The organism is Trichocoleus desertorum ATA4-8-CV12 (assembly GCA_019358975.1).
Classification (GTDB): domain Bacteria; phylum Cyanobacteriota; class Cyanobacteriia; order FACHB-46; family FACHB-46; genus Trichocoleus; species Trichocoleus desertorum_A.
In genome coordinates this window covers 1-12,776 of record JAHHIL010000083.1, presented here as the reverse complement: position 1 = coordinate 12,776, position 12,776 = coordinate 1, and the positions used below count along the sequence as shown (strand labels likewise).

Annotated in this window: 18 protein-coding genes; 8 read left to right on the top strand and 10 right to left on the bottom strand. The window is 49.2% G+C overall.

What is annotated here, in order from left to right; genetic code table 11:
* Positions 1-465 precede the first annotated feature (465 nt).
* Genes KME12_27085 through KME12_27070 form a run of 4 tightly spaced genes read left to right on the top strand, consistent with a single transcriptional unit; the run spans position 466 to position 2,056 of the window.
* Positions 466-846, top strand: coding sequence for an AAA-like domain-containing protein (locus KME12_27085; protein MBW4491429.1), 381 nt, complete (start codon positions 466-468; stop codon positions 844-846).
* Positions 843-1,049 carry an AAA-like domain-containing protein gene (locus KME12_27080; protein MBW4491428.1) on the top strand — a complete coding sequence of 69 codons (207 nt, stop codon included), beginning with the start codon at positions 843-845 and terminating at the stop codon, positions 1,047-1,049. The genes KME12_27085 and KME12_27080 overlap by 4 nt, the downstream gene beginning before the upstream one ends.
* Positions 968-1,678 (top strand): AAA-like domain-containing protein, encoded by a 711-nt coding sequence (locus KME12_27075; protein MBW4491427.1) that lies wholly within the window; start codon positions 968-970, stop codon positions 1,676-1,678. The genes KME12_27080 and KME12_27075 overlap by 82 nt, the downstream gene beginning before the upstream one ends.
* A 3-nt stretch (positions 1,679-1,681) precedes the next feature.
* Positions 1,682-2,056 (top strand): hypothetical protein, encoded by a 375-nt coding sequence (locus KME12_27070; GenBank protein ID MBW4491426.1) that lies wholly within the window; start codon positions 1,682-1,684, stop codon positions 2,054-2,056.
* A 618-nt stretch (positions 2,057-2,674) separates the two neighbouring features.
* On the opposite strand, the gene KME12_27065 is transcribed toward KME12_27070, so the two are convergent.
* The 4 genes from KME12_27065 to KME12_27050 form a co-directional block, all read right to left on the bottom strand.
* Positions 2,675-2,875 carry a hypothetical protein gene (locus KME12_27065; protein MBW4491425.1) on the bottom strand — a complete coding sequence of 67 codons (201 nt, stop codon included), beginning with the start codon at positions 2,873-2,875 and terminating at the stop codon, positions 2,675-2,677.
* 234 nt (positions 2,876-3,109) lie between these two features.
* A complete protein-coding gene (locus tag KME12_27060) occupies positions 3,110-3,400 on the bottom strand; it encodes a hypothetical protein (protein MBW4491424.1) in 291 nt (96 codons plus the stop codon).
* A gap of 116 nt (positions 3,401-3,516) precedes the next feature.
* Positions 3,517-4,653, bottom strand: a complete 1,137-nt coding sequence (locus KME12_27055; protein MBW4491423.1) for a nitric oxide synthase oxygenase — start codon at positions 4,651-4,653, stop codon at positions 3,517-3,519.
* A gap of 56 nt (positions 4,654-4,709) precedes the next feature.
* Positions 4,710-4,955, bottom strand: a complete 246-nt coding sequence (locus tag KME12_27050; protein ID MBW4491422.1) for a DUF4278 domain-containing protein — start codon at positions 4,953-4,955, stop codon at positions 4,710-4,712.
* 255 nt (positions 4,956-5,210) lie between these two features.
* Between KME12_27050 and KME12_27045 the strand changes: the two genes are divergently transcribed.
* From KME12_27045 to ilvD, 3 genes are all read left to right on the top strand, one after another.
* Positions 5,211-6,458 carry a sensor histidine kinase gene (locus tag KME12_27045; GenBank protein ID MBW4491421.1) on the top strand — a complete coding sequence of 416 codons (1,248 nt, stop codon included), beginning with the start codon at positions 5,211-5,213 and terminating at the stop codon, positions 6,456-6,458.
* A 165-nt stretch (positions 6,459-6,623) separates the two neighbouring features.
* Positions 6,624-7,274: a response regulator transcription factor gene (locus KME12_27040; protein MBW4491420.1), complete on the top strand. Its 651-nt coding sequence runs from the start codon at positions 6,624-6,626 to the stop codon at positions 7,272-7,274.
* Between the two features lie 229 nt (positions 7,275-7,503).
* Complete coding sequence (gene ilvD / locus KME12_27035; GenBank protein ID MBW4491419.1) at positions 7,504-9,348, top strand: dihydroxy-acid dehydratase; 1,845 nt, start codon at positions 7,504-7,506, stop codon at positions 9,346-9,348.
* Between the two features lie 118 nt (positions 9,349-9,466).
* On the opposite strand, the gene KME12_27030 is transcribed toward ilvD, so the two are convergent.
* The 6 genes from KME12_27030 to KME12_27005 all read right to left on the bottom strand — a co-directional run bounded on the left by KME12_27030 (position 9,467) and on the right by KME12_27005 (position 12,508).
* The gene (locus KME12_27030) at positions 9,467-9,868 is read right to left on the bottom strand and encodes a VOC family protein (GenBank protein MBW4491418.1); all 402 of its coding nucleotides are present in this window, start codon (positions 9,866-9,868) and stop codon (positions 9,467-9,469) included.
* A 55-nt stretch (positions 9,869-9,923) separates the two neighbouring features.
* The gene (locus tag KME12_27025) at positions 9,924-10,334 is read right to left on the bottom strand and encodes a VOC family protein (protein ID MBW4491417.1); all 411 of its coding nucleotides are present in this window, start codon (positions 10,332-10,334) and stop codon (positions 9,924-9,926) included.
* Positions 10,335-10,460: 126 nt separating this feature from the next.
* Positions 10,461-10,877 carry a nuclear transport factor 2 family protein gene (locus KME12_27020; GenBank protein ID MBW4491416.1) on the bottom strand — a complete coding sequence of 139 codons (417 nt, stop codon included), beginning with the start codon at positions 10,875-10,877 and terminating at the stop codon, positions 10,461-10,463.
* A gap of 93 nt (positions 10,878-10,970) precedes the next feature.
* Positions 10,971-11,330 (bottom strand): YciI family protein, encoded by a 360-nt coding sequence (locus tag KME12_27015; protein ID MBW4491415.1) that lies wholly within the window; start codon positions 11,328-11,330, stop codon positions 10,971-10,973.
* 92 nt (positions 11,331-11,422) lie between these two features.
* Positions 11,423-11,905 (bottom strand): VOC family protein, encoded by a 483-nt coding sequence (locus tag KME12_27010; protein MBW4491414.1) that lies wholly within the window; start codon positions 11,903-11,905, stop codon positions 11,423-11,425.
* A gap of 33 nt (positions 11,906-11,938) precedes the next feature.
* Positions 11,939-12,508, bottom strand: coding sequence for a dihydrofolate reductase family protein (locus KME12_27005; protein ID MBW4491413.1), 570 nt, complete (start codon positions 12,506-12,508; stop codon positions 11,939-11,941).
* 23 nt (positions 12,509-12,531) lie between these two features.
* Between KME12_27005 and KME12_27000 the strand changes: the two genes are divergently transcribed.
* The coding region (locus KME12_27000) for a hypothetical protein (GenBank protein MBW4491412.1) at positions 12,532-12,776 on the top strand (245 nt) is incomplete at its 3' end.

Genomic DNA, 12,776 nt, shown 5'->3' with positions numbered 1-12,776 from the left:
CTAAGCCCTGCCCATAATTGTCATTTCTCCTTGTCGCGATCTACTCCTCTCGTTTGCTCTCGATCTGCTTCCGAGTTCAGGAAGGATTTCATTCAAAAAACAGCCTATGCAATTGACATTTCACACTTGAGCGTGAACAATCTTCTTGGCTGGGGCATGACCATTGCGGCTGATTTCTTCCAATCGTTGCCGTTGCTCAGTACTCAAATAGATCTTGTCGCGTTTACCTCTTCCCATCAAACACCCTTAAATCAGGTACAACTATTGCACTATTTTAGCCGTGTCTAACCACTACACATGATTCTGTTGACTCCAGAGTGGTAAGCCTCTATCTCAATAAAGTCGATGGCAAGTCAATCACAACTCGAAGTTCTCCAGCCTGAACTCATTAACTGATTGGGTTTCATGGGAAATGACAACGGATTCCCTCGGAATCTATTTCCCTCATGTCTCGTCTAAATTGCTATGGCTGTACAAAAAGATCGCGCTGCGATCGCTACCTACTACCAGGCAGGCGGAACCTTGCCTGAACAGGCTGCTACTTATGTTAAGCGGCAGGCTGACCTTGATTTGTATCAGGTGTTGAAAGCGGGAGAGTTTTGCTATGTTCTGAATTCTCGGCAGATGGGCAAATCGAGTCTTCAGGTGCAGGTGATGAGTCGCTTGCAGGCGGAAGGAACTGCCTGCGTCACCATTGATATTTCAGATATTGGCAATCAGGTGTCGCTAGAGCAGTGGTATGGCGGCGTTGCCTATAAGCTGGCGAGCAGTCTTAATATATTCACCTCTAAAGAATTTATGAACTGGTGGAGCGATCGCGCTTCGTTTCCCCTGTGCAGCGGTTGAGTCAGTTAATTGAAGAAATTCTGCTGAAGCAGTCGCAGCCCATTGTGGTTTTCATTGATGAAATTGACAGCGTTTTAAGCTTTCGTGACTCACTGGATGATTTCTTTGTGCTAATTCGTGCCTGCTACAACAAACGGGCGCAGCATCCGGTCTATCGGCGTTTAACGTTTGCATTGTTGGGCGTTGCCCCCCTGGCGACCTGATCAGTGACACCCATCGCACCCCCTTCAACATTGGTCGAGCCATTGATTTACAGGGATTTGCTGAGCACGAAGCGCAAGTTTTATCAGAGGGATTGACAGAAATCGTTGACGCGCCTCAAACAGCATTGCATGAAATTTTGCGCTGGACGGGTGGACAACCGTTTCTGACGCAAAAGGTGTGTCAATTGGTGGTGCAGGAGTGGAGGAGGGAGGATGCAGACCATTGCACTACCCGATCGCTCCGCGACTCAATCGAGCGCCTCATTCAAACCCACATGATCAACAATTGGGAAGCCCAGGATTACCCTGAGCATCTCAAAACCATTCGCGATCGCCTGCTGCGGAATGAGCAACGAGCCGGTCGATTATTGGGGCTTTATCAACAGATATTGCTGGCTCCAGATCGGTCAATTCCAGCAGATGATTCGGCTGAGCAGATGGCGCTGAAGCTGTCTGGTTTGGTGGTACAGCGTCAGGGCAAAGTGTGGGTTGCTAACCGGATCTATGAAACGGTGTTTGATCCCGCCTGGGTGGGTGAGCAGTTGGGCAATCTGCGGATTTACAATGATGCGATCGCTGCCTGGATAGCTTCCGAGCGGGAAGATAGCTCTCGATTACTGCGGGGGTAGACCTTGCGAGAAGCACTGGATTGGGCAGCAGGAAAGAGTTTGAGCGATGAAGATTACCAATTTTTAGCAGCGAGTCAGGAAGCTGAAAATCGCACCATTCAATTGGAGAAGTTAGAGGTTCAGATTGGTTGGGAGATTGAAAAACAGGAAAAGGAGACGATTGCCAAAGCGAATCAGATTTTGACGGTCGCTAACCATCAAGCCAAACGTCGAATCCAAATTGGTTCACTGATTCTGGCTGTTTCTGTGGTGGGAGCCGCGATCGCGGGCACCTTCGCTAATATTGCTCTGCAAAAGCAGCAGACTGCCCTGGCAGGAACTCAGCAATTCTCATTATGGAATTTCTTGCAATACAGATGTCCTACTTTGAAAAACTGACACGCTGAAACACTGATTCTATCGTTTAAGAATTTTGGCAGAAATCGCGTTCAAGGCCTCTTTTGTAGTACAAATGCTTCAAAATGAGAATTGCTGTTGCACGATGCCAAGGGTATCCCATCCACTGGAAACTGCGATGATCTCAATTTTATCCGAGCAGATGCGAACCATCCGGCGGTGGCATAGGCTATTTGGCAGTCTCTTGAGCTCGCTAGTTTACTAACGAAGTCCTTTGCGCCTGGTACCTCCATGATCGGCCCATGCTTCTCAATGTGCCTAGAAATTCTAGCGACAAATGCCTCCTCAACGGCACGCAGCACACCAGCGGTATTCCCGATGTTATTGTCACCAAGAATTTCAAGGAGGGTTCCAGAACCAGAGACGTTTTTATAGTGGCTCCATGATTTTCTGAATTGTACAGATCCCAGTACAGCGTGAATGGCGGAGGTGTACGTTTCGTCATCGAGTTTACTGGAGTGAAGGAGAGTGCCGTCAATGTCGAAGATGACTGCGCGCATGGATAAAGCCTCCTAACGTCTCAAATCAGCGGCAGCAAGTAGCCTTGAATCCAGCATAAAAGTTTCAGGTGTCCGCTGCAACCGAATGGTTATGCCGTGGCTAGGGCAAGCATTGTCTAACCTGCTCATGCCATTTCTGAAACCACTGTCTTGGTAGCTCAACGCTAGAAAAGCAAAGTGTCTGAAGTTGCTCCAGACTGTAAGTATTTGAGAGATATAAATCCCACTGTGCTGATACCTTTTCCGCAATATCTGCAAATACCTTGACTACATCTTGCACCTTGTGATCTGAATGTCCCATCCCTGCTTTTGTAGTAACAGTCGCTTTTGTTCAACTTTTTGGAGCAGCAGGGCGACTACAATCTCGGGCAAACAGGCTTCGAGCACGAGGCACTGGTTCTCTAGCTCGTGATGGCTATAGATCCCCGTGTAGTCAGGAATTTTAGCATTGTTACAGGTCGGGAAATAAAGCCCATCCTCCTTGCAGGGGTTGTCCTTTTACCTAAACTGAAGTGAGGTCTAATCCAGTTATGGATCAACTGCTGCACGTAATCGCTCGTTTTAACCCTGCCCGGGTCTTAGCATAATGGTTTTGCCGTCGTCGGTAGGCGCTACAGTGAGGTCGAATAGAACTATTCAGCGCTTCACAATGATTGGCATGAACCTCACTGGCTGAACTGACCGCTGTAAAAGGATGATCGGGGTAAAGCCATTGACGCCGAGGTCTGCCCTGAGAGCCTTTGATTTTGATGGCAACTTCCAACCCTTCGCGCCACACTTTGAGATGTCCATACCTAATTGGAAGACCAGTGCCGGGCAGGGTCAAAAATTAATGCAATGCACAGAGTGAGCGTTGCTCAGGAGCAGCTAGTGAAAAGGACATTGCTTCGGCTGTGAGTCACCAAGAGCAGACGGAATGGAGGAGGGGTGATCGCTGCTGCCTCATTTCCAAGGTGCAGGCTGTGGAAAAAAGTTGGGTTTGAGGCAAACATCTTGCATCTCTTGGTGAAACACCTGCATTGTAGACGCAGACATTGGCGGCACGATCCTTCCCCAATCTGCAGGCACGATGCGTCCAGCCTCGGCTTCTCGCTGCCAGTGCTGCATGAACTGAGCAGACGCGGTGTGGTGATCGACGATTTTGACCCCACAGGCGGTAAACGAATGCAAAACGGCTCGATTCAGTTCAACAAGTGCCTGGTCTTTCCACAGCGATAGTTTTGAGCGGGTATTTAATCCCATTCGTTCGGCAATCACAGGTAATAAGTTGTATCGCTGCTCATCTCCAAAGTTTCGGGTACCAATTTCAGTACTCATATACCACCCGTTAAAGGGGGCGCAGGAATAGGAGATACCGCCAATCTCTAATTGCCAGTTTGCCAGGGCGGGAAGCGCATGCCATTTGAGTTCGAGTTCTGTAAACCACTTATAGTCAGGATGTGTAATTGGGACTTCCATCACCGCTGCTTTTGGGAGTTCAAACCACTGAGGCTTCCGTCTTGGCATCTGAATGACCAACGGTAAGACATCAAATGGAGTTCCCTGTCCTTTCCAACCAAAGTGTTGACACAGTTCAGTGAATTCTGCTTGCTCAGGGTCACCAATGATTGAGCCATCTGGTTGATGATATCCCGCATAGCGAATTAGTTGTGAATTCCAAATACGAATCCCAGGTTGCCCCGGTGCAACGGGTGCAAAAATGCTAATGGTGGAACGAATGTTGCCGCCATTGGTTGCCTGATAAAGATGATCGACGATCGCCTCAAAGATTTCCTCTGCGGTGGTGAGATGGCGCAGATCTCGCACGTTAAACGTTTCCCAAAAGATCCGTCCAATGCAACCTGTGCTATTGCGCCAAGCCACTTTTGCCCCGTAAACTAGCTCCTCCTCGGCCTGCCAGTAAGTGTGCGATCGCCGATACTCACGATAAATTTCTGCAAGTCGCTCCTGCAACTGCGACTCTGGTAGCGACTGCTCTTGATACAACAACGGGAGATAGTCGATCGCCTCTAGCAACAGTGTTGGCAATGACTCTGCCTTTGCAACTTGTTCGCAAGTTTGATTATTGTTGAGTTTCATGATGCATAATTTTATCTCTTGAATTCCAACAGACTGAGTTATGTTTTGTGCCAGCGTTAAAGGGTATAAGCAACACCGCGATAAATCAGTTGCGGGCTGACTGTAGTTCCTGGAAGGGAAGTAATTTGAGGCGATTGGTTAGTCATAGAGGGCTGGCTGCCAATCCCATGAGGCATGAGTTGGTACTGATTACTCTGATATGGATTACCCCGATAGGTGAGTGTGGCTGGAGTAACGCTCATCGGTTGAGAGGGAACAACCTGAGCGATTTCGTAGCCAACACCGCGATAGCGAAGTTTCATGAGTTGGTCTCCTTCAAACAACGATGAGAACTGCTATGTCTCTACCCTAAAAAATTGATTCGTTATTTTCTTCTGAAGAACGTCTTGAATCGCGCCTCAACGAATTGAGGATGCTGCTCAGACTTTCGTTGAAGCGTAAGTAGATATCTCTATCACTTTCGACCTACCTCAGATGAGTGATTCACAACGAAAGTGAGATGGTGTAGGGCAGGAACTAGAGTATTAATAAAGAAATATTTTCGCTGAAGTCGTACCATGATTGCCCTCCAACGATCGCTCAAACCCCAACTCAACCCTTTCCGGTTTCTGCTCTATGCGGAATGGGTGATGATTGCTACCTGTTTCTCTTTTGCCATCATGGAATCTTTTGGGGAGAATCAAGTCCCTGTTCAACATGTTCTCGTCCTTGCAGTTCTAAGCGTGATGGCAGCAATTTTGCCCAGTGGCAAACTGACCTACAAACTCCTCTACGTGGGTATCGAAATTGGCTTGATTTTCTATGGAGCCACGCTGGGTTACTTACATGTGTTACCAACCCTGTATCTGATTGTTCTGATTCAAAGTTGTTTTCTATTTAAGCCACCCATGCGATGGATAGTGGCGGGATTGAGTTTTTTGCTGTTTCTCGTGCATCAGGTACGGTATGTCCAAAACATTACCTTACTGGTGGAGCCAAGCGATCGCCATCTGTTCTGGATGCATCTGATTGCAGAAACATTAATGTTTGGGTTGGGTTTGTTCTTTGTATTGAAGTTAGTCAGCACTTTACTCTCAGAGCGAAAGGCCAAGGAAGCGTTGGCGGCAGCGCATGAACAGTTGAGACAATATGCGTTGCAAATTGAAGAGTTGGCAGCGGTACAGGAACGAAACCATATTGCCCGCGAAATTCATGACTCTCTGGGACATACACTGACGGCACAAAACATTCAATTACAAACTGCTGCCAAACTCTGGCAGCGCGATCCAGATCAGGCCCATACATTTTTGCAACAGGCACAGCAGTTGGCAGCCACAGCAATGCAGGAGGTCAGACGATCGGTGAGAGCATTGCGTGAGGATTCAGAAGAACCCCCCTTGGAGGAGGCGATCGCTCACTTAGCAAAAGATTTTCAACAGGGTACGGGTGTTGAGATCTCAACCTCAATCAAGGGGCAAACCATCATCTGCCCCAGAATGAGCAAGACGCTGCATCGGATTGTGCAGGAAGCGTTAACCAACATTAGAAAACATGCCCAAGCGACCCAAGTCAACATTCAACTGAGTACCACTGCAATCGATGTGAATTTAGTGATTGAAGATAATGGTCAGGGATTTGATCCAAACCAACAAAGCAATGGATTTGGATTGCAGGGAATGCGAGAACGAGTCGCCGCCATTAGCGGTACTCTGCAATTGGAAACAAAACCGGAAGGCGGATGTCGCATTATCGTCAAACTTCCTTTGCAGAATCATCCTGAACGGCACGAGCGGCATCCCGGTGAGAGACTAGAAATTTCACCCTAAGGGGTTAAGCTTGCGATCGCAGATAGCGACAAACTAGACCGGAAGGGATTTTCTGAATAAAGGATAAAGAGTTTGAATGGGCTATTGTGACAGGCGCTGGAACGCTGGGAGGGCACAGTGAGCGGAGCACAGATTGAATCAGGCGCAGCAACCCCTACTTCCCCGATTCGTCTACTACTAGTGGACGATCAGCCCCTGATCATCCAGGGCTTAAAGACCCTGCTGGAGTTGGAATCTGACTTGTGCGTGGTTGCGACTGCTAGCAATGGCGAAGTCGCGGTCCAGCAGGTTGCCGCTTTGCAGCCTGACCTGGTTTTGATGGATGTGCGAATGCCTGTAATGGATGGGCGGGCGGCAACACGAGCCATCTGTCAGCAGTTTCCAGAGACAAAAGTTCTGGTGCTGAGTACGTTTGATGATGATGAGTATATCTCTGACTCCATTCGAGCAGGTGCTAAAGGTTACTTACTCAAAGATATGCCATCAGATGAGTTAGTACAGGCCATTCGGCTTGCCCATCGGGGCTACACTCAGATGGCACCAGGGTTAATAGAAAAAGTGATGGCAAGCCGATCCGCAGCCGAGGTGCCAGAATCAAGCTCCCCCGATTTAGAATTACTGACCCCACGAGAACAAGATGTACTGCGATTGATTGGAGATGGTTCGACGAATCGAGAAATTGCTGAACAACTCTTTATTGCTGAAGGCACTGTGAAAACCCATGTCACTCACTTATTTGATCGCCTAAACCTGCGCAATCGTGCCCAGCTTGCAATCTACGCTAACTCCGTTTATCGAAACTCCCAAATGAGTTGAAATGATCGCAGTTGCCACCTATCAACTGTAGGTACCTCACAAATTCCTGAAGTAGTTTCATGACCTTTTGAGCCCTTGGGGCAGACACAAGCAGGTGGTCATAATATTAAGCAGAAATAGGGTTCACGCTGATACCATGCTCAGCTAATTTACGGGTTCTACCACCTTTCAATGCTGATTTCCCATAGAATTTAGATTATTCAAACTCCTTAGACGAATAGATTGCGCCATGCCAACGTATCGATCTAGAACCTCCACACAGGGACGCAATATGGCCGGTGCCCGCGCGCTTTGGCGTGCCACTGGGATGCAGAGCGAGGATTTCGAGAAGCCCATTATTGCCGTCGCGAACTCCTTTACCCAATTTGTGCCAGGGCATGTGCACCTGAAGGATCTCGGTCAGCTGGTGTGCCGTGAAATTGAAGCGGCGGGTGGAGTTGCCAAAGAATTCAACACGATCGCTGTAGATGATGGCATCGCCATGGGGCATGACGGCATGCTCTACAGCTTGCCCTCTCGCGAGATCATCGCTGATTCGGTCGAGTACATGGTTAATGCCCATTGTGCGGATGCTCTGGTCTGCATTTCCAACTGCGACAAGATCACTCCTGGCATGTTGATGGCTGCCCTGCGCCTTAATATTCCGGCGGTGTTCGTCTCTGGTGGCCCTATGGAAGCGGGAAAGACCAAGCTCGCGGAGCACAAGCTGGACTTGGTGGATGCGATGGTGGCCGCTGCAAACGACAAGCTCAGCGACGAGGTGGTTGAGGAGTATGAGCGTTCCGCCTGCCCGACCTGTGGCTCTTGCTCTGGGATGTTCACCGCCAACTCCATGAATTGCCTCACCGAGGCGATCGGCCTTTCCTTACCCGGAAACGGCACCGTGCTGGCGACCCATTTCGACCGCAAAGATCTATTCCTCAACGCGGCACGAACGATTGTCAGCATTACTCGCCGCTACTACGAGCAGGATGATGACTCGGTACTACCGCGTGCGATCGCTAGCTTCCAGGCGTTTGAAAATGCCATGATGCTAGATATTGCCATGGGTGGTTCCACCAACACCATTCTGCACTTGCTGGCGGCTGCCCAGGAAGCGGGGGTCAACTTCACCCTGACCGACATCGATCGCCTCTCGCGTCAGGTTCCTCAACTTTGCAAGGTCGCACCAAACACCCAAAACTATCATGTAGAGGATGTTCATCGGGCGGGCGGTATCCCTGGGATTCTCGGCGAACTGGATCGCGCAGGTCTGCTTCACACAGACGTGCCAACCGTTCACAGTCAAACGCTGAAAGAAGCGCTCGATCGCTGGGATGTGATGCGGACGGATGACGAAGCGGTTCATACCTTCTTCAAGGCGGGTCCGGCAGGAATTCCGACTCAGCAAGCATTCAGTCAATCGACTCGCTGGCCCTCCCTAGACCTAGATCGGGAGAACGGCTGTATCCGCAGCAGCGACCATGCCTACAGCAGCGAGGGGGGCCTAGGGGTGCTCTACGGTAACCTGGCGGAGCGCGGTTGTATTGTGAAGACGGCAGGGGTAGACGAAAGTATTCTGGTGTTTGAGGGCAAGGCGCGCATTTACGAAAGCCAGGATGCTGCTGTCAAAGGAATTCTCAACGATGAAGTGGCACTTGGGGATGTGGTGATCATCCGCTATGAAGGTCCGCGCGGGGGGCCTGGAATGCAGGAAATGCTCTATCCCACGAGTTACCTGAAATCCAAAGGGCTGGGCAAGGTGTGTGCCTTATTGACCGACGGTCGCTTCTCCGGGGGGACTTCAGGCCTCTCGATCGGTCATGTCTCCCCGGAGGCGGCAGCAGGCGGCAACATTGCTCTGGTACAAGAGGGCGATCGCATTCGGATTAACATTCCCAATCGTAGTATCAATGTGGAGCTATCGACGGAGGAATTAGCCAACCGTCGGGCGGCAATGGAAGCGAAGGGCAAGGATGCCTGGAAGCCTGCACAGCCTAGGCAGCGTCGGGTAACAGCGGCACTCAAAGCTTATGCCCTGCTAGCCACTAGCGCGGATCAAGGTGCGGTCCGAAACCTGGAGTTACTCGAGTAGCAAAACATCGGGCTATGGTAAATTGCATCATTTTCGCTTCATAGAAACCGATCGCACGCCCTTCTATCTCAGCAATCAGTTGTTCTCGCCAATCAGGGGTGCGATCGAGTTTCTTTGATTAGTTGATTGCGCTGGGTTCCATGTACATCAGTTCCCAAATGTGACCATCTAAATCTTGAAACCCATGTGCGTACATAAACCCGTGGTCCTGAGGTTCATTGTAGGTTGTGCCGCCTGCGGCGATCGCTTTACGAACTATTTCATCAACTTTTTCCCGGCTCTCAGTGGATAAGCACACCAGCACTTCAGTGCTTTTTGTGGCATCACAGATTGCCTTAGGAGTGAACATTTTGAACTTCTCATGCGTTAAGAGCATCACGGAAATATTTTCGGAGACAACCATGCACGTAGCAGTCTCATCGGTGAATTGAGGATTGAACTGGAAGCCGAGTTGTGTAAAAAACTCGATCGACTGCTTGAGGTTTTTGACGGGTAAATTGACGAAGATTTGAGTAGTCATGGTTTTTTTGGGTGTAATTTGTCGCAGTTGTATCGGTTCAAAGACGATTCAAGCCTCAAGCTATCTGGTCACAGTTGACCATCCACGGGGTACCGAATTGATCAATTAACATGCCAAAACGGACAGACCAGAAGGTTTGAGCGATCGCCATCTTCACCTTGCCGTTTTCTGCCAAAGCGTGAAAGATCTGCTCTGCTTCCGCTGGTTCGGCAACGCTAATTTGGACCGAGAAGCCTTGAGGAGTTTCAAAATATCCCGGTGGACTATCAGATCCCATCAGGAGACGCTCTCCTAAATCAAGACAAGCGTGCATGATCTTGTCATGCCATTCAGCAGGTATATGCTCTGCTGACGGTGCCTCTTTGTGAGTCATCATCATCGTAATCTTGCCACCGAGACATTGCTCATAGAACTGGAATGCTGCTTCACAGTTGCCGTTGAACATGAGATAAGGATTGATTTTCATGGGGACTTCCTGGTTGCGTCTAATGGATTTGTTATGGGTTGAGGGTGAGACTCGGTGGTTAGAAAGTTTAGCTGTTAGGATTTGGACTAACGACAAAATGAGTTCGTTAGGGTTACAGGTTCCTGACTAACTGTTTCCTGACTGTTTGCCGATTGGCATTGAAATATGCTGATGAGTGACTAACCACCTATCCTCCAGCTTGCGGAGGCAAAACGTTGCACGGACCCAGTCCTCGAATGTCATGCCATTGGGTTGAATGCCCCCGCACTGAATAAAGCAATGCGCGAATGCTACGTCCTGACCCGCAGTAATTTTGAGATCGTGAATCTCAAATAGACCCGGGCCTTCAGTGGTGGGTTGCCACTCATCCCAGCTTTTGCGATAGGCATCGGCTCCTTCATACTTCAGCGGAGGCAGCACATCGAAGATCGTGACATCGGATGCATGGGAAGCCAGTACTTCATCATGGTTTCCCATGCGGGTTGCGGCTGCCCATTTTTCTAACAGTTCTCTGATTAGCGTTTCATGGGTCATTTCGGTGATGTCATTTGCCATAGATCCTCCGAATTGGTGTCTCGTGTGGTGGCTATTTGGTTTGCCACTCACAGGTAGAGCAGTCTCACAATGAGAGTACGGTCACTGATGCTCCGGTAAACCTGCAACTTCAAGCACCGGACGAATCTCGACCGTGCCGACTCGTGCTCCTGGAATCTGAGCCGCGATCGCGATCGCCTCATCGAGGTTCTGAGCATCAATCAAGAAAAACCCGCCGAGCTGTTCGCGCGTTTCAGCAAACGGGCCGTCAGTCACGAGACTTTTACCATTGCGAACCTGCACACTCGTTGCTGTTGCGATCGAGTGGAGCGGGGCAGTAGATAGAAACTGTCCCTTGGCATGGAGGGCTTGAGCAAGCTGTGCGGATTCTACATAACAGCGTTCTCGTTCAGTTTCACTCAAAACATCTTCTGCCATGTAAATCAACAGGATGTATTTCATGGGTCGGACTCCTCAATTATCCTTTGTGAATCAGGCGATCAACGTGGGAAAGTGCTATTTATCTGTCAGATAATAGTTCCGTTCTGCGTAGACTATTTCTGGTTGTAGGCTTGTTGCAAGCGAGCAACATCAATCTTACTCATTGTGAACATGGCTTGCATTACGCGCGCTACCTTGTCGGCATCCTCGTCCTTAAGCATTTCGATCAGTGTTCGCGGCACGATTTGCCAAGACAGTCCGAATTTGTCTTTCAACCAGCCACATTGACTTTCACTTCCCCCGGCGGACAACTTGCTCCACAGTGTGTCAACTTCTTCCTGTGTTTCGCAGTCCACACTCAGGGAAATAGCTTCAGTAAATGAAAATTCTGGTCCGCCATTTAGTGCTTGAAACTGCTGTCCTTCAATTTCAAATAGCAGGAGCATAACTTGTCCTTTATGTTCGGGCATTGCATCGCCGTAGTGCAAAGTCTCCAAGATCTTGCTGTTCTTGAAAATGCTCAGATAGTAATTGACAGCTTCTTCAGCATTAAAGTTAAACCAAAGGCAGGGTGTGATTTTTTGTGTCGTTGTCATGATCATTTCCTTTCAATATGATTGCCGAAAATACTATTGGGGTTTGTAGGTGTTAACCACAACACCGCCTGTGTAAGCAGTAGAGTCCATCAGCTTCAGAGGCGTGCGCCCCGTAAACACCCGCATTCCGTTTCCGATCGCAACAGGGTGAACAAAGAGATTCAATTCGTCAATCAACCTGTTTTCAAGGAGTGAGGAGACGAAGATTGCGCCGCCATATACAAGGATATCCTTGCCCGATTGATGCTTGAGATGGTTGATCGCTTCAACGATGGGACCCTTTTCCACCCGGACATTCTGCCCATCGACCCGCTCAACGGTCTTGCTGAACACTACCTTGGGAGTGCTTACCATTTTCTGTGCGAACGAGTACTCGGGGTTATCTGGTTGGGTAATGACCTGCTCCCAGTACTTGATAAAACCTTCGGTCATTTTCCTGCCGAGCAAAATGGTGTCGCTCGTGTCAGTCAGATGGTTGATAAAAGCATGAAGTCTTTCATCCGGGATCGGGGTCATCCAGTCCTGCATCCAGTCCAACTGACCCTCGGGGCCTGCAACAAAGCCGTCAACGGTCATTTGCATTTGCAGTTTGAGTTTTCTCATAATTCCTCCAGCGTTGATCTACGTTGTTCGATATCGATCGCCTCTTTTGTGTCTCTCTGTCAGTGAGTCGAACGGCGATCGCTCAAATCGACACTTCACCAAAAAAATTTTCATTCGGTACGATCGAGCTTTGCCTCCTTTGTAAGTCAGTCGAACGGGAATTGCTCAAATCGACACTTCACCAAAAAGTTTTTTGTCTTTTTAGCTCAGCTATGGCTCCAACCACAAAATCGGATGTTACTCAGGCGATCGCCTCTGTTTATCGGGC

Excerpts from the sequence above, each read along its gene's own strand:
- KME12_27015 (MBW4491415.1), bottom strand. The coding sequence starts at position 11,330 with ATGAAATACATCCTGTTGATTTACATGGCAGAAGATGTTTTGAGTGAA.
- KME12_27005 (MBW4491413.1), bottom strand. The coding sequence starts at position 12,508 with ATGAGAAAACTCAAACTGCAAATGCAAATGACCGTTGACGGCTTTGTT.
- KME12_27085 (MBW4491429.1), top strand. The coding sequence starts at position 466 with ATGGCTGTACAAAAAGATCGCGCTGCGATCGCTACCTACTACCAGGCA.
- KME12_27010 (MBW4491414.1), bottom strand. The coding sequence starts at position 11,905 with ATGACAACGACACAAAAAATCACACCCTGCCTTTGGTTTAACTTTAAT.
- KME12_27055 (MBW4491423.1), bottom strand. The coding sequence starts at position 4,653 with ATGAAACTCAACAATAATCAAACTTGCGAACAAGTTGCAAAGGCAGAG.
- KME12_27025 (MBW4491417.1), bottom strand. The coding sequence starts at position 10,334 with ATGAAAATCAATCCTTATCTCATGTTCAACGGCAACTGTGAAGCAGCA.
- KME12_27065 (MBW4491425.1), bottom strand. The coding sequence starts at position 2,875 with ATGGGACATTCAGATCACAAGGTGCAAGATGTAGTCAAGGTATTTGCA.
- KME12_27030 (MBW4491418.1), bottom strand. The coding sequence starts at position 9,868 with ATGACTACTCAAATCTTCGTCAATTTACCCGTCAAAAACCTCAAGCAG.
- ilvD (MBW4491419.1), top strand. The coding sequence starts at position 7,504 with ATGCCAACGTATCGATCTAGAACCTCCACACAGGGACGCAATATGGCC.
- KME12_27050 (MBW4491422.1), bottom strand. The coding sequence starts at position 4,955 with ATGAAACTTCGCTATCGCGGTGTTGGCTACGAAATCGCTCAGGTTGTT.
- KME12_27045 (MBW4491421.1), top strand. The coding sequence starts at position 5,211 with ATGATTGCCCTCCAACGATCGCTCAAACCCCAACTCAACCCTTTCCGG.